We start from the raw sequence: 18,159 nt of genomic DNA on the forward strand, positions 1-18,159 counted from the left end.
CACACCGCACTGGAAGCGCCGGGCCCTGCAGCGGAGACAGGACCCGTACTTCCGGCTCGGCGGGCTCGCCCCGATCGCCGGCCCGTTCAACCTGAGCTCGTTCGAGGCCGCGGCGGCCGACGACTAGGTGCGGATGTCCTCGTTCTCCCTGGCCTACTTCGTGATCTCCAGGAACCGCTACACCGACATTTACCGCACGCCGGCCGAGGTGTTCCGCGCTGCCAGAGCCACCTGCACTCCCGCGGCGCGACGCAGACCCTCACCGACGCGGGCGACGTGGACCCCAACCAGACCGTTCGCAAGGCGCTGCCCTTGGTGATCACTGGTTTCACTCAGTGATGTCATCAGGGGGATTTCAGGGATCCCCTTGAGGCCGGGTACGGGGCGGATCGCCCAGAATTGAGCACCATGAAGATCGAGAGAACAGCGGTGATCGCGGGCCTGCTCGGGCTCGCGGCGGTGTTGACCGGATGCGGCGCCGGTATTACGCCCGAGGCGGACACAAAGTCGTACGACCTCACCGACAAGGTGGCGGCGCTGCACATCGAAGCCGACGCCGGCACCGTGGACGTGGTCGAGTCGGATCGGCAGGGCATCCATGTGACCGAGCGCCTCAACTGGCGCAAGAACAAGCCGACGACCCGCCACGAGGTACGGGGTGACACGCTGGAGTTGGCGTTCGACTGCCCGACCAGTTGGGGGCTGGGCGCCTGGGGCGTGACCTGCGACGTGAGCTACCAGGTCGAGGTACCCAAGGGCCTGCGCGTCAAGGTCCGCTCCGATTCGGGGGACCTGACGCTGAAGGGGCTGTCGGGCGCGCTGGAGGCCACGAGCGACTCCGGGACCGTCAAGGCCATCGGCCTGACGGCCAAGGAGGTCGCCGCGAAGACCGATTCGGGGGACATGACCCTGACCTTCACCGGGCCGCCCGACAAGGTCACGACCGTCACCGATTCGGGCAAGACCGTGATCCACGTGCCGCAGACGCCGTACCGGATCGACGCCAAAACCGACTCCGGGAACAAGGTCATCAGGACCGCCAGCGACACCTCGGCCCAGCGTTCGATCGCGCTGTCCAGCGACTCCGGGGACATGGAGGTCGCGACTCCCTGAAGCCCCCCAGCCCGCCGGTGCTCTCGGCGACCGGCGACCGGCACGACGCCGAGGACCTGGTGTTATCTAGTGCCTAGAGGCTCCTAATCTCGCCGGGCTCCTTCGGGCCAGATCACCCGGACAGGCACCTCTCGCCGCCGAGCCTCGGCCACCACGTCGGCAGTGCCGCCATACCCTCGGGCGGGCTGCCCGTCCCAGACGGCGAACAACACATCGGCGTCGTCCAGCATGCGCGAACTGGCCGTCATGTGGGACTCCGAGGTGGACTCCACGAAGTCCAGCCTGTGGGCCCGGACAGCCCGGCCCAGCAACTCGTCGTAAGCCGCATGGCACTCGCTCGGCAGCCCGTCTCGGTACTCCTTGGCCGGAATCACCGCCTCCAGCGCTCCACCAAGGTCCAGCACCCCGCGAGCGAAGATCTGATCGGCCCCATCCGCCAAACAGGACAACCCACTGATGTCGGGAAGGTACGCCGCGAGCGCCTCACGTATCGCCCGATCGACCAGCACGGCAGTCTCTTCCGGCAAGCCCCGGTGACCGGAGACGGCGATGCGGACCATGATCCCCCTCAGAGCAGAGTGGCGTGCAGACGTTCGTCGAAGGACCGAAGGGCGTTGGATGGCGGGCCGCCATAGGCACGACGGAAGGTCCTGACCCGATGCAGGACACGCTCCGACCCATACGCCGTCCCCACCGTGAGCGCGTTGGAGGCCAGATACAGCGCCTCGTCATAGCGTCCCAACATGGCCTCGACGGTCGCTACCTCGGTCATGAGCACGCCCCGTTGCTTCGCACCGGGCTGGGCCGAGGAGAGCGACTCGTTGAAGGCAGCGACGGCCTCGGCCGGCCGCTTGAGCCGTACCATCACCAGCGCGCGATAACCCGCCGGCTTCGCATGATCAAAGGGGAACACCCACGGCCAGGGCGGCGCGACGGCCCGTACCGCCGACTCCGCCGCTCTCAACGCCTGAAGCGCGGCCGCCTCGTCTCGTGCGGCTGCGTGGCCGAGCGCTTCGATGCTCAACAGCCACGCGCGAGCGGTAGCCGGGGGCCGCTCGCCGATCTCCCGCCGCGCCCTCGCCAGAAGGTTCAGTCCGGTGAGCGGATCGTCGGCGTCGATCTCGAAGGCGGCCAGACTGCCGATCATGTACGCCGCCAGCAGCGCGTTGTCAGCCTGCCGTGCGCTGTCGATCGCACGACGGTAGTAGAAGCGCGCCGAACCGGTGTCCTGCATGTCAGCGTGCACCCAGGCCGCGAAGCCCGCCGCCTCGCTCAGAGCAGACCGGACCTCATCAGCGTACGGTGACCGCGACGCGCAGCCGAGGACGCGGTTCGCGAGATCGACCTGGGCCACGGCCAGCCGGGCGAGTTCACGCGCAGGCGTGCCGGCCTCCAAGCGGCGGTGGGCGCCGGTGATACTGGTCACGTGGCGGCTGTGGTCTCGTCCACGTCCGGGCGCTTGGGCAGGGCCACGCCCGCCAGCGCGGTCAACGCCACCGCCTTGCCGAAATCTCTGCGCTTCGTCGGATCGTCATCCTCTCGGGCTCCGAATCGGAGCAAGTGAAGCGGGACCCCGATACGAATGGATATCTCCCGAACCTGGTCTACGGTGAGCGGCTGACGGCCACGAAGCACCTACGACACCCGCCCATCGAATCGCCCTCCGCTACGCGACGCTCCGCATGTCGTACCCGCTCTCGCCCCTGATCGCCGGAGCGCGGCCGTGTCCCTGACCTTGCAGCAAGTGCTCAGCAGATTCCCTGACTGGCAGATCACCGACATGTCCGGAGGCTGGGTCGCCATCCGCGCCCACTTCGTGCCCAAGAACAGCCTTCTCTCCAACGTGCGTTGCGGAGAGACTTTGGACGAACTGGCCAGAAATTTATACGCCGAGATCAGACTCCAGAAGTCGGGGACGCCTTTGGTAGGCAGGTAATTCGATGGCAACCCAATCCGGAGCGCGGGGCCTCCAAGCCCGAGGCGCCGGAAGTGGCGCGGCACTCGCTTTAGCCTCCAATCTCCCCTGATGGAGGAGGCCGTTCGGGCCTGAAAATCGGGACGATTGCTCGCGGCACTCGCCCCGCTCCCACGCCTCAGGTTGGCGGCGGCGGGGACAGTGAGAGGTGTCGCCTGCCTGGACGCCGGGTCGCGGCTCACATAGGTATCGGCGATATGCCCGATCGCAATCAGGGCTTTGTGCGTGGTCGGTGGCGTGTGGTTGATTCGGATGGCTCCCGCAGGCCTGTTCCGAGCGGCGAATCCAACCCATGACACCCAGCGTTCCCAGCGGTGTCCGTACCTATGTGAGGAGAAGCCTGTGAGGGACGCGGTCATCGTCGACGCGGTGCGTACGCCCATCGGAAAGCGCAACGGGGCCCTGGCCGGTGTTCACCCGGCGAACCTGTCCGCGCACGTCCTGACGGCGCTCGTCGAGCGTACGGGCATGGAACCGGGGGAGATCGACGATGTCATCTGGGGATGTGTCAGTCAGGCCGGGGACCAGTCCGGCAACATCGCCCGCGTCGCGGTGCTGGCGGCGGGATGGCCGGAATCGGTGCCCGGCACGACAGTCGACCGGCGGTGCGGTTCCAGCCAGCAGGCGGCGCACTTCGCGGCGGCGGGAGTGGTCGCGGGACACTACGACTTCGCGATCGCCGGTGGGGTGGAGTCGATGAGCCGGGTGCCCATGGGATCGGCCGCGCGCGACGGCCGCCCGTACCCGGAGGAGGTCCTCGAACGCTACGGCGTGGACGGCTTCAACCAGGGCATCGGGGCGGAGATGATGGCCAAGCGGTGGGGCTTGTCACGGCGACGGCTCGACGAGTACGCGGCGCGGTCCCACGCCCGGGCGGCCGCGGCGGTGGACTCGGGCGCGCTCGACGGACAGCTCGCTCCCGTACAAGGGCTCCGTACAGATGAGGGCATTCGCCGCGGATCATCGGTGGAGACGCTGGGTGGGCTCAGGACCGCCTTCAGCGAGGACGGCGTGATCACCGCGGGCAACGCGTCGCAGATCTCCGACGGCGCGGGCGCGCTGCTGATCACGTCGGGCGAGATCGCCCGGGCGCGGGGGCTGCGGCCGATCGCCCGCGTGCACAGTGTCGCGCTGGCCGGGGACGATCCGGTCATCATGCTGACCGCGCCGATCGAGGCGACGGCGAAGGTGCTGAAGAAGTCCGGTCTGCGCATCGAGGACATCGGCGCGTACGAGGTGAACGAGGCGTTCGCGCCCGTGCCGCTGGCCTGGCAGGCGGAGACGGGCGGCTCCGGTGACCGGCTCAACCCTCTGGGCGGGGCGATCGCGGTGGGGCACCCGCTGGGCGGTTCGGGAGCCGTTCTTATGACCCGTCTGGTGCACCACATGAAGGACCAGGGCCTGCGTTACGGCCTGCAGACCATGTGTGAGGCGGGCGGCATGGCCAACGCGACCATCCTCGAGCTGCTCTGAAGACAGATGATCCCGGCCTGAGAGATTCCCGACTGAGAGGAGCCGCGCGCATGCGGTTGGAAGGACTGTCCATCGCCGTCACCGGAGGCGCGTCCGGACTGGGGCTGGCCACGGCCCGCCGGGTGGTCGAGGCGGGCGGCCGGGTCACCCTCATCGACCTGCCCACCTCCGCGGGCACCGACGTCGCCAAGGAGCTCGGCGGCGCGGCGCGGTTCGTCGCCGCGGACGTCACGGATGCCGGCCAGTTCGGGGCGGCGCTCGACGCGGCCGACGCGGACGGCGGGCTGCGGGGGCTCGTGCACTGCGCGGGTGCCGGCCGCAGGCTCAGGTTGCTGGACAAGGACGGCAACCCCGGCTCACTCGAGGACTTCGAATGGGTGATCAGGCTCAACCTGATCGGCTCGTTCAACGCCCTGCGCCTCGCCGCGGCCCGCATGGCGCGCCATGACGAGGTGGGCGGCGAGCGCGGCGCCATCGTGCTGACCGCGTCGGTCGCGGCCTACGAGGGCCAGATCGGGCAGATCCCGTACACCGCCGCGAAGGCCGGCATCGTCGGGATGACCCTGACGGCGGCCCGCGACCTGGCCAGCAGGTCGATCCGGGTGTGCACGATCGCGCCCGGGATCATGGACACACCCCTGCTGGCCCGCCTGCGCGACGACGTACGGGCCTCGCTGGAGGCCAGCGTGCCCAACCCGGCGCGTCTCGGGCGTCCGGAGGAGTTCGGGCAACTGGCGTGTCAGATCCTGGAGAACGGCTACCTCAACGGCGAGACCATCCGCCTCGACGGCGCCATCCGCATGGCTCCCCGCTGACCCGCTGCCCGCTCTGATCGGCTGTCCGCTATGCACCATGCGGGCCGTCCGCACAGGGCGAGTCGCCCACGGATACAGTCGGCCCGTGGACCTGCACCAGATCAAGTACTTCCTGGCGGTCGTCGACCACAACGGCATCAACGCGGCCGCGACCGTCCTGGACGTCGCCCAGCCCACCATCTCGCAGGCCATCCAAGGGCTCGAGCGTGAGCTGGGCGTCCCGCTGTTCCACCGCATCGGCCGCGGCATGGTGCTCACCTCGGCCGGGCACAGCCTGGTCGGACCCGCGCGCCGCGTCCTGCGCGACGTCGTCGCCGCTGAGGGATCCCTGGTGGACGCGGCCGGACGGCCGCGGGGCCGGCTGGACATCTTCGCCATGCCCGCGTTGTCGGCCGATGCGGTGGCGCGCCTGGTGGGCGCCTTCCGCAGGGAGTTCCCGAAGGTGTCGATCAGGATCGGGGACCTGCGCGACGAAGCGATGGCGACGTCCCTGATCAGGGAGGGCCACTGCGAGATCGTGGTCTGCCATCTGCCCGCGATCGGCCACGCGGGGCTGGAGGTCCGCGAGCTCGGGCTGCAGGAGTACTGGCTGGTGCTGCCGCCTGGATCGGCGCCGCGTCCCGACGGTCCGTTGCCGCTGTCGCAGCTGCCGGACCTCCCGCAGGTGACCGTGCCGCGGGGCAGCTCCCTGGCGGTCGGCGTGATCGAGCAGGCGGTCGCGGCGGCGGGCCGTGCCATCAGCCCGTCCATCGTGGTGGAGCACCGCGAGGCCCGGCTGCCCCTCGTGCTGGCCGGTGTGGGCGCCACGTTCCTGGAACGGTCGATGGCCGAGGCCGCCGCGGCGAGAGGGGCCGTGGTGCGCTCGCTCGAGCCGCGGATCAGCCGGGCCTATGGGCTGGTGTACGACCCGGCAGCGCTGTCGCCCGCAGGCCGCGCGTTCGTCGACCTGGCTCAGGCGAGCGTCACGGACTGAGTCCGCCAGCGTTCGCGCAGCTCGTTCTTGCGCACCTTGCCGCTGGCGTTGCGCGGCAGCTCCGTGACCACCACCACAAGCCGCGGCACCTTGTACGCCGCCAGCCGCGCCCGGCACCACTGCCCGATCTCCTCCGCGGTCGGGGAGCCGGTGGCGCCGGCGGAGACGACGACGGCCAGCGGCGTCTCGCCCCACCGCTCGTCCGGAACGCCCACCACGGCGACCTCGGCCACCTTCGGGTGGGCGGCGATGGCCTCCTCCACCTCGGCGCAGTAGATGTTCTCGCCACCGGAGATGATCATGTCTTTGAGGCGGTCGACGACGTAGATGTAGCCGTCCTCGTCCTGGCGGACGAGATCACCGGAGTGGAACCAGCCGCCCGCGAACGCCTCGGCGGTTTCGGTGGGCTTGTTCCAGTAGCCGGTCATGATCGACGGGCCGCGGTAGACGATCTCGCCGACCTGCCCCCGAGGCACGTCGTTCATCTGCTCGTCCACGATGCGGACCTCGACGTTGAGCAGCGGCGTCCCCACCGAGCCGATCTTGCGCAGTGCGTCCTCGCCACGGAGCATCGTGCTCACCGCGCCGCACTCGGTCTGCCCGAACACGCTCGACAGTTTCGCGTCCGGGAACGTGTCGATCATCCTGTTCAGCAGGGTCTTCGTCGCGGGCGCGGCGCCCCACGAGATGATCCGCAGGGCTGACAGATCCCTGTCCTTGATATCCGGGATATCGACGATGGCCTGCCATTGGGCGGGGACGAGGAAGCAGTATCCGATGCGCTCGCGTTCGAGCGTGTCCATGATCTCGGCCGGGTCGAACCGGCCCGACCTGGCGATCACGGTCTTCGCGCCGAGCAGGACGCTCGACAGCAGCGCCGCCAGGCCGCCGATGTGGAAGAGCGGGGTGCTGATCAGCCAGGTCCGGCAGTCGCTGGGCAGCCCGGTGTGCGCGATCCTGCTCATGGTCTGGATGAGCAGGTTGTAGTGCGTCAGCACCGCGCCCTTGGGGCGTCCCGTGGTGCCGGAGGTGTACATGATGAAGGCCGGGGCGTGGAGATCGACCGCCACGTCGATCCCGGACGCGGACGCGTCGCGCAGCGCGTCCTCGTACGCCTCCATGCCGCCATGGGGGTCGCCCGGCCCGACCATGAGGCTGTGACGCAGCGCCGGCGCGTCCTTGCACGCCTGCGCGAACGTAGCGGCCAGCGCCGACTCGACGACCGCGACGACGGCCCCGCTGTCGGCCAGCTGGTAGGACACCTCCTCGGCGTGCAGCCGGAAGTTGACCGGAACGCAGACCGCGCCCAGCCGGGCGCAGGCGAAGAACGTCTCCACCATCTCCAGCCGGTTGAACGTCATCACCATGACCCGGTCGCCTGGCTCGACCCCGCGCGTCCGAAGCACATGGGCGAGCCGGTTGACCCGCTCGTCCAGCTTCCGGTATGTGCGATCGACCCCGTCCATGCGCAGCGCCACGGCGTCGGCGACCGAGCGGGCATGCCGGGCGAGCTGGTCGCCGATCGTCATGCCCCCGGAGGTGGGGGGCAGCGCCGTGTTCACGTGGCATCTCCTTCGCATCCGGCCCGAGGCCCGCTGCCGAGAGTCGACCACCCATCGGAGCGGGGCGCAAAGACCGAACGCCGCATCCTCCGATAGGCCGAACCTATGCGTCAAGCGCTCATGGCCGCCGCGACCTCCAGGAACGCCGCGGCGGCGGGGGAGAGCGGGCCGGAGCGGTGCACGAGCCGTACCGTGCGCCGGACCTGGGGCGAGGTGGAGCGCACCACGACGTTGCGCAGCTCGGCCTCGGCGATCGGCCGGGGCAGGAACGTGGCGCCCGCGCCGTGCATGACCAGCTCCCAGATCGCCTGCCGGTGCGCGCACTCGACGGCGACGAGGTCGATGGCCTGCCCGAGGGCGTCGTCGATGGCGGCCCGGCCGCCCGCGTCGGAGTACTCCAGCACCAGGGGGATCTCGGCGATCGCCGCCAGCGGGACCGGGTCGGGGAGCGTGGCGGCCAGGTCGGGCGGCAGGACCAGGGTGATCTCCTGGTCCCACAGCTCGCGGGTGCGCAGCATGTCGCTTTTCACCGGGAAGTCCGTCAGCCCCAGCTCGGCGTGCCCCTGGCGGACCTGGCTCTCCACGCCGGACGAGCTGCCTGGATCGCGTACGGTGACCAGGATGCCGGGATGCAGCCGCCGCAGCTCGCTGATCAACCTCGGTAGTGGGTCGGCGGACAGCGTCGACAGCACCGCCATCTCCAGACGTCCGGTGAGCAGGTCGCGGACGGCGTGCACCCGGCGCTTGGCGCTCTCGACGTCGGCCAGGATCTGCCGCGCCGGACCGGCGAACGCCTGCCCGTCGGCGGTCAGCGTGAGCCCGCGTCCGGACCGGTCGAAGAGCTGGGCGCCGAGTTGGCGTTCCAGGCTGCGGATGGCCTGGGACAAGGACGGCTGCGCGATGTACAGCTCCTTGGCGGCCTTGGTGATGCCGCCGTGGTCGATGACCGCGACGAAGTACGCGACGAGCCGGAGGTCCATACCTCGGACACTATCTCTGACCTGAGCTCATAGGCCCCGCTGATAGATCCATACGCACTCTGGTCTTGGCGCTAACCGGCCCGGTGATGATGCAGTCAGGAGTAGCCGACCCGTATCCCACCGGCCCACTCAGGAGTTCCGAACAGATGACAACCGAGAGCGACGAGGTGCTGGTGCGCCACGAGGCGCGCGTCGCGGTGATCACCATCAACCGGCCGCACGCGAAGAACGCCGTCACCCGGGCGGTGTCCGAGGGCATCGCCGCCGCGCTCGACGAGCTGGACCGCCGCGACGACCTGTCCGTCGGCGTCCTCACCGGGGCCGGGGGCAGCTTCTGCGCGGGAATGGACCTGAAGGGGTTCCTGCGCGGCGAGCGGCCGAACATCGAGGGCAGGGGATTCGCGGGCGTGACCGAGGCGCCGCCGAACAAGCCGCTGATCGCGGCGGTCGAGGGCTACGCGCTGGCGGGAGGCTGCGAGATCGTCCTCGCGTGTGACCTGGTGGTCGCGGCGCGTACGGCCAGGTTCGGCATCCCGGAGGTCAAGCGCGGTCTGGTCGCGGCCGCCGGTGGGCTGCTGCGCCTGCCGCACCGCATCCCCGAGCAGATCGCGATGGAGCTCGCGCTGACCGGCGACCTGATCGCCGCCGAGCGTGCGTACGCGATCGGCCTGGTCAACCGGCTCACCGAGGAGGGAAAGGCCCTCGACGAGGCGCTCGCGCTCGCGGCCAGGATCGCGGAGAACGGCCCGCTCGCCACCCTCGCCAGCAAACGGGTGATCAAGGAACACGGGCAGTGGCCGGAGTCGGAGAGGTTCGCCCGGCAGCGCGCGATCATCGAGCCCGTCTTCGCGTCGGAGGACGCTCAGGAGGGCGCCCGCGCGTTCGCCGAGAAGCGCCGAGCGAACTGGCAGGGCCGATGAGCGGGCCGATGGTTGGGCACGGCCCCCTCGCGGGGGTGCGAGTCGTCGAGCTCGGGGGCATCGGCCCGGTCCCGTTCGCCGCGATGATGCTGGCCGACCTGGGCGCGGAGGTGATCCGCGTGCACCGCCCCGCCGACCGGGACGCGCGGCCCAATTCGGTGCTCGACCGGGGCCGCCGGTCTTTGGTCGTGGACCTGAAGAACCCGCGCGGCGCGGCGGTCGTACGCGCGCTGATCGACACGGCGGACGCGGTGCTGGAGGGCTTCCGCCCCGGAGTGGCCGAGCGTCTGGGCTTCGACCCGGTGACGCTCGCCGAGCGCAACCCGCGGCTGGTGTTCGGCCGCATGACCGGCTTCGGCCAGGACGGGCCGCTGGCGATGCGGGCCGGGCACGACATCAACTACATCGCCCTGTCCGGCGCGCTCGGCGCGATCGGCCGTGCGGGCCAGCCGCCCACGCCACCGCTCAACCTGGTCGGCGACTTCGGGGGCGGCGGCATGCTCCTCGCGCTCGGGGTGCTGGCCGCCGTGCTGAACGCGCGCGCCTCGGGGCGTGGCCAGGTCGTGGACGCCGCGATGGTCGAGGGCTCCGGCCTGCTGATGTCCATGATCTACGGTCGGTACGCCCAAGGCGCCTGGACCGTCAACCGCGGCGAGAACGTGCTCGACGGCGGCGCCCCCTTCTACGACACCTACGAGTGCGCAGACGGCAAGCACATGGCCGTGGGCGCGATCGAGCCCCGGTTCTTCGCCGACCTCGTGGCCGTCCTCGGTGTCGCCGGCCGGATCGACCTGGCCGCCCAGCGGGACCCGGCCACCTGGCCCGCGATGCGGGAGAGCTTCGCGAAGGCGTTCATGGAGGCCACGCGCGAGGAGTGGGTCGAGCGGTTCTCCGGCACCGACGCCTGCGTCACGCCGGTGCTGACCATGGACGAGGTCCTTTCACACCCCCACAACGCGAGCAGGAAGAGCTTCTTCACCGACTCCGAGGGGGCGATCCACCCCGCGCCCGCGCCCCGGTTCGACGCCACCCCCAGCGGCAGGCCGCGGCCCGCGCCGGTCCCCGGCCGGGACACCCGCGCGATCTTGTCCGAGCTGGGCCACACCCCCGAGGACATCGAGAGCCTGCTGGGGGAAGGGGTGGTGCGGTGAGCGCGACCGAGTCGCGGGCTCGGCTCAGGCGAGGCACCCGCACGTGAAGCAGACCAGGAACATTTCAGGACGGAGACAGGCAGTGGAGACGGAAGCGTTCCAGGAGGTGCTCGCGGCCGTGCGCACCTTCGTGCGCAAGGAGGTCGTGCCCGCGGAAGACATCATCGAGCAGACCGATGAGATCCCCGAGTCGCTGCGCGCGAAGGCGGCCGACATGGGGCTGTTCGGCTTCGCGCTGCCCGAGGAATACGGCGGTCTCGGCTTTTCGATGATCGAGGACGTGCAACTCGCGATGGAGCTCGGCCACACCACGCCGGCCTTCCGCTCGATGCTCGGCACCAACAACGGCATCGCGGGACAGGTGCTGGTCAACTTCGGTACCGACGAGCAGAAGCGGCGGTACCTGCCGGACCTGGCGTCCGGAACCAAGATCGCCTCGTTCGCGCTGACCGAGTCGGAGGCGGGTTCGGACCCGAGCGGGCTGCGCACCCGCGCGTCCCGGGTCGAGGGCGGCTATCGAATCACCGGCCAGAAGCGGTTCATCACCAACGCCGACCGCGCCGACGTGTTCATGGTCTTCGCCAAGACGGGCGCCGAGCAGATCTCGGTCTTCACGGTCGAGGCCGGCTCCCCGGGGGTCACGGTCGGCCCCAAGGACGGCAAAATGGGGCAGCGCGGCGCACACACGGCCGAGGTGTTCTTCGACGACGTCTTCGTACCCGGCTCCGCGCTGGTCGGCGGCGTCGAGGGCGACGGCTTCGCGGCCGCCATGCGCTCGCTGGCCCGAGGCCGGCTGCACATCGCGGCGGTCTGCGTGGGGCTCGCCCAGCGGCTGGTCGAGGAGAGCGTCAACCACGCCGCGGCGACCCGGCAGGGCGGCCATCCGATCGCGGAGTTCCAGCAGGTCCAGGCGATGCTCGCGGAGTCGCAGACCGAGCTGTTCGCGGGCCGCGCGATGGTGCTGGAAGCGGCGAGGGCCTACGACGACGGCAGCGACCGCCGCATGGCCCCGTCGTGCGCGAAGCTGTTCTGCTCGGAGATGGTGGGCCGGGTGGCCGACCGCGCGGTTCAGATCCACGGCGGCATGGGGTACATGCGGACGGTCCCGGTCGAGCGGTTCTACCGTGACGCCCGCCTGTTCCGGCTGTACGAGGGCACCAGCGAGGTGCAGAAGGTCATTATCGCCAAGCAGCTCCTCAGGGGAGTGAGGGGAGAGCGGCCATGAGCGCACTGACCGAGGACGAGCGGGAGATCGTCGCACTGGCCGGCGAGTTCGTCGACGAGCGGGTGCGGCCCCGGGTGCGGGACTACGAGTCGGTGGATGAATACCCGGCCGAGTTCATCGACGAGATGAAGAAGCTGGGCTTCTTCGGCCTGCTCGGGCCGGCCGAGCACGGCGGCGTGGACGTGAGCGCGGCGTGCTTCGCCCGCGTGACCGAGGAGCTGGCTCGTGGCTGGATGAGCCTGGCCGGAGCCATCGGCGGGCACTCGGTGATCACTTATATGATCAGCACGTTCGGCACCCCTGAGCAGCGCGAACGCTACCTGCCCGCGATGGCCGACGGCTCGGTCAGGGCAACGATGGCGCTCACCGAGCCGGGTGGCGGCAGCGACCTGCAGGCCATGCGCACGCACGCGGTCGCCGACGACGGCGACCTGGTGATCAGCGGGTCGAAGACCTGGATCTCCAACGCCCGGCACTCCGGACTGATCGGCCTGCTGTGCCTGACCGACCCGGAAGCCGAACCGGCGCACAAGGGCATGAGCGTGCTCCTCGTCGAGCCCGGCGACGGCATGACGATCTCCAAGAACCTGCCCAAGCTCGGCTATCGCGGCGTCGAGGCGTGCGAGATCGTCTTCGACGAGATGCGGGTCCCAGCCGCCGCCGTGCTCGGCGGCGAGCCGGGGCAGGGCTGGTCGCAGATGATGCGCGGCCTCGAGGTCGGCAGGATCCAGGTGGCCGCCCGCGCGGTCGGCGTCGCGCAGGCCGCCCTCGACGCGGCGGTCCGCTACGCCCAGGAACGCGAGTCGTTCGGCAAGCCGATCTGGAAGCACCAGTCGGTGGGCAACCTGCTGGCCGACATGGCCACCAAGGTACGGGCGGCACGGTTGCTGACCGAGGACGCCGCCCGCCGTCTCGACGAGGGCGGACGGGCCGACATGGAGGCGGGCATGGCCAAGCTGTTCGCCTCCGAGGCCGCGATGCAGGTGGCGCTGGACGCGATGCGCGTACACGGCGGGTACGGCTTCTCCAAGGAGTTCGACGTCGAGCGGTATTTCCGCGACGCCCCGCTGATGATCCTGGGCGAGGGCACCAACGAGATCCAGCGCAACGTCATCGCGGCGCAGCTCATCGCGCGCAACCCCATCAAGTGAGATCGCGCGGCCCATCGAACGAGAGAGAGAAGCTGATCACGGATGACGCTGCTCGACGGTAAGACCGCGGTCATCACCGGTGGCGCCCGGGGCATCGGGCTGGCCATCGCCGAGCTGTTCGTCAAGGAGGGCGCGCGGGTCGTCCTCGGAGACCTGAACCTGGAGGCCGCGCAGGCCGCGGCCAAGGAGCTCGGCGGCCCCGGCGTGGCCAGGGCGGTCCGGTGCGAGGTCACCAGCTCCTCCGACATGGACGCCCTGATCCAGACGGCGCTCGACGCCTTCGGCTCGCTGGACGTCATGGTGAACAACGCCGGGATCACCCGTGACGCCACCATGCGCACGATGACCGAGGAGCAGTTCGACCAGGTCATCGACGTGCACCTCAAGGGCACCTGGAACGGCACCCGGAAAGCGGCCGCTGTCATGCGCGAGCGCAAGAGCGGCGCGATCGTGAACATCTCCTCCCTGTCCGGCAAGGTCGGCATGGTCGGCCAGACCAACTACTCCGCCGCCAAGGCCGGAATCGTCGGCCTGTCCAAGGCCGCGGCGAAGGAGCTGGCGCACCACGGCGTGCGGGTCAACGTCATCCAGCCGGGCCTGATCCGCTCGGCCATGACCGAGGCGATGCCGCAGAAGGCGTGGGACCAGAAGCTGGCCGAGATCCCGATGCAGCGCGCCGGGGAGCTGGGTGAGGTCGCCACCGTGGCGCTGTTCCTGGCCTCGGGGCTGTCGTCGTACATGACCGGCACGGTGCTGGAAGTGACCGGCGGACGGTTCATGTGAGCTGGGAACCGCACACGCTGACCACGACCGAGCTGGTCGATCCGCATCCCGTGGCGGCGCTGTCGGCGATCTTCGACGACGGCACGCCCCCGGTCGGGCCGGGGGACGAGCTGCCGCCGCTGTGGCACTGGCCGGCCCTGGCCCGCTGGCCTGTCTCCTCGGCGCTCGGCGCGGACGGCCATCCGGCGCGCGGGTCGTTCCTGCCTCCTGTGCGGCTGCCCCGGCGGATGTTCGCGGGCGGCGAGGTGAGCTTCCACGCGCCGCTCACCGTGGGGAGCATGGTGCGCCGCGAGACGCGCGTGGAGTCGGTCACCGAGAAGTCCGGCCGCACCGGCCGGTTGGTCGTCGTGGTGGTCACCACCAGCCTGTACGACGACAGCGACCGGCTCGCGGTCGAGGAGCGGCAGGACCTCATCTACCGGGAGGCCGGAATCCACGGGGAGGCCGGAGCGGTCTCGTCCGCGGAGCGGGTGCCCGTCCTGGACTCCGCCGGCGCCCCCTTCACCCGGGCGGGGGAGTGGGCCTGGGACCTTTCCACGGACCCGTCCCTTCTGATGCGGTTCAGCGCGGCGACGTCGAACCCGCACCGGATCCACTACGACTGGCCGTACGCCACCGGCGTCGAGGGCTATCCCGCTCTGGTGGTGCACGGCCCGCTGATGACGCTCGCCCTGGCGGAGGTGCTCCGCCTCGAGAAGCACGACGAGCCGATCACCCGCGTACGGCACCGCAACCGCAGGCCCCTGTTCTGCGGACAGCCCGCGCGACTGCGGAGGACCGAGGACGACACGCTCACCCTGGGCGTGTTCGGCCAGGACTCACCCGACCCCCACACCACCTTGACGATCGAAGGGACCGGCCATGCGTGAAGCGGTCATCTGCGAGCCCGTCCGCACCCCCATAGGCCGCTACGGCGGCATGTTCAAGACCCTGACGGCGGTCGATCTCGGGGTCAGCGCGCTCAAGGGGCTGATCGAGCGTATGGGCATCGCGCCGGAGGCGATCGAGGACGTCATCCTCGGCCACTGCAACGCCAGCAGCGAGGCGCCCGCTATCGGCCGGGTCGTCGCGCTCGAGGCCGGTCTGCCCGTCACCGTCCCCGGCCTGCACCTCGACCGGCGCTGCGGCTCCGGCCTGCAGGCGGTCATCTACGCCGCCATGCAGGTGCGGACCGGGGCCCACGAGGTCGTCGTGGCGGGCGGCACCGAGAGCATGAGCAACGCCACGTTCTACTCGCTCGACATGCGCTGGGGAGCCAGAAACGGCGTAGCGGTGCACGACAGCCTCACGCGTGCCCGGCAGACCGCGGGAGGCAGGAACCATCCCGTCCCGGGCGGCATGCTGGAGACGGCCGAGAACCTGCGCCGCGCGTACGCGATCTCGCGCCGGGAACAGGATGAGCTGGCCCTGATGTCCCACCAGCGGGCGGTCAAAGCCCAAGCCGGCGGCATCCTGGCCGAGGAGATCATCCCCGTCACCGTCGCCGTCAAAGGCGGGCAGGTGGTCATCGACACCGACGAGCATCCGCGCGCCGACACCTCGCTGGAGTCTCTGGCCAGGCTCAAGCCGCTCATGCTCGGCTCCGACCCCGAGGCGACCGTCACGGCCGGCAACGCCAGCGGCCAGAACGACGCCGCCGCCCTGTGCCTGGTCACCACTCCGGAGCGGGCCGCCGAGCTGGGCCTGCGGCCACTGGTCCGCCTGGTGTCCTGGGCCGTGGCCGGGGTCGAGCCGAAGACCATGGGCCTCGGCCCCGTCCCCGCCAGTGCCGCCGCCCTGAACCGCGCGGGCCTCGCCCTGAACGACATGGATCTCATCGAGCTGAACGAGGCGTTCGCGGCCCAGGCGCTGGCCGTCATGCGGGAATGGAGGTTCGGCGAGAAGGACCTGGAGCGGACGAACGTCCACGGTTCCGGCATCTCCCTCGGCCACCCGGTCGGCGCGACAGGCGCGCGGATGCTCGCCACGCTCTCCCGCGAGCTGCACCGGCGCGAGGCCCGTTATGGCCTGGAGACCATGTGCATCGGCGGCGGCCAGGGCCTGGCGGCGGTCTTCGAGCGGGTGACCGCGTGAGCGCGCGCGTCTTCGCGTCCCTGGAGGAGCTCAAGGCCGCGCTCGGTCAGCCGCTCGGGCCCACCGCCTGGCTGGCGATCGGGCAGGAGCGCATCGACGCCTTCGCCGAGGCCACCGGGGATCACCAGTGGATCCACGTGGACCGCGAACGGGCCGCGGCAGGGCCGCTCGGCGGCACGATCGCGCACGGCTACCTGACCCTGTCCCTGATACCCCACTTCGGACAGCAGCTCTTCCGGCTCGACCTGGGCCAGGCACGCGTCAACTACGGCGTCAACAAGGCGCGTTTCCCCGCTCCCGTGCTCGCCGGCTCGCGCCTGCGGGCGCGGGCGGCCTTCGCCGACCTGCGGGAGAGCGCCACGGGCGTCGCCTTGACCACGCGCTACACCATCGAGATCGACGGGGGAGCCAAGCCCGCCTGCGTCGCGGAGACCGTCACCCTCCTCGTGTCGAACCTCACCCCGCGCCTGTCGAAGCCCTGACGCTGCGCCGCAGCTCGGTCTTGCGAACCTTGCCGCTCGCGTTGCGCGGCAGCGCGTCCACGACCGACAGCAGGCGCGGGCATTTGTAGGCCGCCAGCCGTTCCCGGCACCACCCGGTGATCTCCTCCAGCGTGGGCGGAGCGGCGGGGTCGGCGGGCACCACGATGGCCAGCGGCGTCTCGCCCCACTTCTCGTGCGGCGCGCCCACCACGGCCACCTCAGCCACCTGCGGATGGGCGGCCAGCACGTCCTCGACCTCGACGCAGTAGATGTTCTCGCCACCCGAGATGATCATGTCCTTGAGCCGGTCGACGACGTAGAGGTAGCCCTCCTCGTCCTGCCGCACCAGATCGCCGGAGTGGAACCAGCCGCCCGCGAACGCCGCCGCGGTCTCGGCGGGCTTGTTCCAGTACTCGCGCATCACCGACGGACCCCGGTAGACGATCTCGCCGACCTGGCCGCGCGGCACGTCGTGGCCGTCGGCGTCGACGATCCGCACCTCGACGTTGAGCATCGGCACGCCGACGGAGCCGATCTTCCGCAGCGCGTCCCGGCCCTGCAGGATCGTGGTGACCGCCGTGGTCTCGGTCTGCCCGAACGACGTGGTGATGTTGGCGTGGCCGAACAGCTCGTTCATCCGGCGTAGCAGCGTCGTCGAGGCCGGCGAGGCGCCCCAGGTGACCACGCGCAGCGCCGAGAGGTCGCGCTCGGCGATGCCGGGCAGGTCGCAGATCGCCTGCCACTGCGACGGAACGAAGAAGCACGAGGTGACCTGCTCACCTTCGAGCAGATCCACGGCCTGGGCCGGGTCGAAGGCGGCGGAGCGGCCGAGCACAGCCCGGCCGCCGACGAAGACGACGGCGTACAGGCCCGCCAGCCCGGCGATGTGGAACAGCGGCGTGCCGATCAGCCAGGTCCGGGCGTCCGCCGGATGCCCGATGTGGATGAGCTTGCTGACGGTCTGGACCAGCAGGTTGTCGTGCGTGAGCACCGCGCCCTTGGGGCTGCCCGTGGTGCCGGAGGTGTACATGATGACCGCGGGCCAGCCCGGGTCCACCGCCGGTGGCTCGCGCTCGGGCGAGACCGACCGCAGCGCCTCCTCGTAGGCCTCCCCGATGACCAGGCAGTCGACCCCCGTCCGGGCGAGGAGCGGTGCGAACCGGGTGTCCGCGATAACCAGCGCCGCACCGCTGTCGGCAAGCTGGTAGGCGACCTCGTCGGCGACCAGCCGGAAGTTGAGCGGCACGCAGATCGCGCCGATCCGGGCGGAGGCGAAATACGCCTCCACCATCTCCGGGCTGTTGTGCGCCATCACCGCGACCCGGTCGCCCGCGCCGACCCCGTGCTCGGCGAACACACCGGCCAGCCGGGAGACCCGCTCGTCCAGGAGCCGGTAGGTGAGGGGGACGCCGTCGAACGTCAACGCCACCGCGTCAGGCGTCATGCGCGCGTGCCGGGCGAGCTGGTCGCTGATCGTCATTCC

At 70.5% G+C, this 18,159-nt stretch carries 18 protein-coding genes; 12 read left to right on the plus strand and 6 right to left on the minus strand.

Features of this window, described 5'->3' with window-relative positions; genetic code table 11:
- The first annotated feature begins 408 nt into the window (after positions 1–408).
- The gene (locus tag AB0J16_RS07600) at positions 409–1,113 is read left to right on the plus strand and encodes a DUF4097 family beta strand repeat-containing protein (RefSeq protein WP_358535696.1); all 705 of its coding nucleotides are present in this window, start codon (positions 409–411) and stop codon (positions 1,111–1,113) included.
- An 83-nt stretch (positions 1,114–1,196) separates the two neighbouring features.
- Here AB0J16_RS07600 and AB0J16_RS07605 read toward each other — a convergent pair whose 3' ends face one another.
- The 3 genes from AB0J16_RS07605 to AB0J16_RS07615 are packed head-to-tail and all read right to left on the minus strand — an operon-like array spanning position 1,197 to position 2,673.
- Entirely contained in the window at positions 1,197–1,673 is a 477-nt protein-coding gene (locus AB0J16_RS07605) for a hypothetical protein (protein ID WP_358535698.1), read from the minus strand.
- A gap of 8 nt (positions 1,674–1,681) precedes the next feature.
- A complete protein-coding gene (locus AB0J16_RS07610) occupies positions 1,682–2,539 on the minus strand; it encodes a hypothetical protein (protein WP_358535700.1) in 858 nt (285 codons plus the stop codon).
- Positions 2,536–2,673 (minus strand): hypothetical protein, encoded by a 138-nt coding sequence (locus tag AB0J16_RS07615; protein ID WP_358535702.1) that lies wholly within the window; start codon positions 2,671–2,673, stop codon positions 2,536–2,538. The genes AB0J16_RS07610 and AB0J16_RS07615 overlap by 4 nt, the downstream gene beginning before the upstream one ends.
- A 757-nt stretch (positions 2,674–3,430) precedes the next feature.
- On the opposite strand from AB0J16_RS07615, the gene AB0J16_RS07620 reads away from it, so the two are divergent.
- The 3 genes from AB0J16_RS07620 to AB0J16_RS07630 all read left to right on the plus strand — a co-directional run bounded on the left by AB0J16_RS07620 (position 3,431) and on the right by AB0J16_RS07630 (position 6,349).
- The gene (locus AB0J16_RS07620) at positions 3,431–4,561 is read left to right on the plus strand and encodes an acetyl-CoA C-acyltransferase (RefSeq protein ID WP_358535704.1); all 1,131 of its coding nucleotides are present in this window, start codon (positions 3,431–3,433) and stop codon (positions 4,559–4,561) included.
- Positions 4,562–4,611: 50 nt separating this feature from the next.
- On the plus strand, positions 4,612–5,376 hold the full coding sequence (locus tag AB0J16_RS07625) for an SDR family NAD(P)-dependent oxidoreductase (RefSeq protein WP_225297582.1): 765 nt from the start codon (positions 4,612–4,614) through the stop codon (positions 5,374–5,376).
- Between the two features lie 85 nt (positions 5,377–5,461).
- On the plus strand, positions 5,462–6,349 hold the full coding sequence (locus AB0J16_RS07630; RefSeq protein WP_358535707.1) for a LysR family transcriptional regulator: 888 nt from the start codon (positions 5,462–5,464) through the stop codon (positions 6,347–6,349).
- Here the strand turns inward: AB0J16_RS07630 and AB0J16_RS07635 are convergent.
- A complete protein-coding gene (locus AB0J16_RS07635; RefSeq protein WP_358535709.1) occupies positions 6,328–7,911 on the minus strand; it encodes a long-chain-fatty-acid--CoA ligase in 1,584 nt (527 codons plus the stop codon). The two genes, AB0J16_RS07630 and AB0J16_RS07635, sit on opposite strands and share 22 nt — an antisense overlap.
- Before the next feature lie 110 nt (positions 7,912–8,021).
- Positions 8,022–8,891, minus strand: a complete 870-nt coding sequence (locus AB0J16_RS07640) for a LysR substrate-binding domain-containing protein (protein WP_358535711.1) — start codon at positions 8,889–8,891, stop codon at positions 8,022–8,024.
- A gap of 146 nt (positions 8,892–9,037) precedes the next feature.
- On the opposite strand from AB0J16_RS07640, the gene AB0J16_RS07645 reads away from it, so the two are divergent.
- The 8 genes from AB0J16_RS07645 to AB0J16_RS07680 all read left to right on the plus strand — a co-directional run bounded on the left by AB0J16_RS07645 (position 9,038) and on the right by AB0J16_RS07680 (position 16,676).
- Positions 9,038–9,811, plus strand: a complete 774-nt coding sequence (locus AB0J16_RS07645) for a crotonase/enoyl-CoA hydratase family protein (protein WP_358535713.1) — start codon at positions 9,038–9,040, stop codon at positions 9,809–9,811.
- A gap of 8 nt (positions 9,812–9,819) precedes the next feature.
- Positions 9,820–10,962: a CaiB/BaiF CoA-transferase family protein gene (locus AB0J16_RS07650; RefSeq protein WP_358535715.1), complete on the plus strand. Its 1,143-nt coding sequence runs from the start codon at positions 9,820–9,822 to the stop codon at positions 10,960–10,962.
- A gap of 82 nt (positions 10,963–11,044) precedes the next feature.
- Positions 11,045–12,187: an acyl-CoA dehydrogenase family protein gene (locus AB0J16_RS07655; RefSeq protein WP_358535717.1), complete on the plus strand. Its 1,143-nt coding sequence runs from the start codon at positions 11,045–11,047 to the stop codon at positions 12,185–12,187.
- Positions 12,184–13,338 carry an acyl-CoA dehydrogenase family protein gene (locus tag AB0J16_RS07660; protein ID WP_358535719.1) on the plus strand — a complete coding sequence of 385 codons (1,155 nt, stop codon included), beginning with the start codon at positions 12,184–12,186 and terminating at the stop codon, positions 13,336–13,338. Before AB0J16_RS07655 ends, AB0J16_RS07660 begins: the two co-directional genes overlap by 4 nt.
- A 42-nt stretch (positions 13,339–13,380) precedes the next feature.
- A complete protein-coding gene (gene fabG, locus AB0J16_RS07665) occupies positions 13,381–14,121 on the plus strand; it encodes a 3-oxoacyl-ACP reductase FabG (RefSeq protein ID WP_358535721.1) in 741 nt (246 codons plus the stop codon).
- Entirely contained in the window at positions 14,118–14,990 is an 873-nt protein-coding gene (locus tag AB0J16_RS07670) for a MaoC family dehydratase N-terminal domain-containing protein (RefSeq protein WP_358535723.1), read from the plus strand. Before fabG ends, AB0J16_RS07670 begins: the two co-directional genes overlap by 4 nt.
- A complete protein-coding gene (locus AB0J16_RS07675) occupies positions 14,983–16,194 on the plus strand; it encodes an acetyl-CoA C-acetyltransferase (protein WP_358535725.1) in 1,212 nt (403 codons plus the stop codon). Before AB0J16_RS07670 ends, AB0J16_RS07675 begins: the two co-directional genes overlap by 8 nt.
- The gene (locus tag AB0J16_RS07680; protein ID WP_358535727.1) at positions 16,191–16,676 is read left to right on the plus strand and encodes a MaoC family dehydratase; all 486 of its coding nucleotides are present in this window, start codon (positions 16,191–16,193) and stop codon (positions 16,674–16,676) included. Before AB0J16_RS07675 ends, AB0J16_RS07680 begins: the two co-directional genes overlap by 4 nt.
- Here the strand turns inward: AB0J16_RS07680 and AB0J16_RS07685 are convergent.
- The gene (locus AB0J16_RS07685) at positions 16,651–18,156 is read right to left on the minus strand and encodes a long-chain-fatty-acid--CoA ligase (protein ID WP_358535728.1); all 1,506 of its coding nucleotides are present in this window, start codon (positions 18,154–18,156) and stop codon (positions 16,651–16,653) included. The two genes, AB0J16_RS07680 and AB0J16_RS07685, sit on opposite strands and share 26 nt — an antisense overlap.
- Positions 18,157–18,159 lie beyond the last annotated feature (3 nt).

The organism is Nonomuraea sp. NPDC049750 (assembly GCF_040659625.1).
GTDB lineage: Bacteria > Actinomycetota > Actinomycetes > Streptosporangiales > Streptosporangiaceae > Nonomuraea.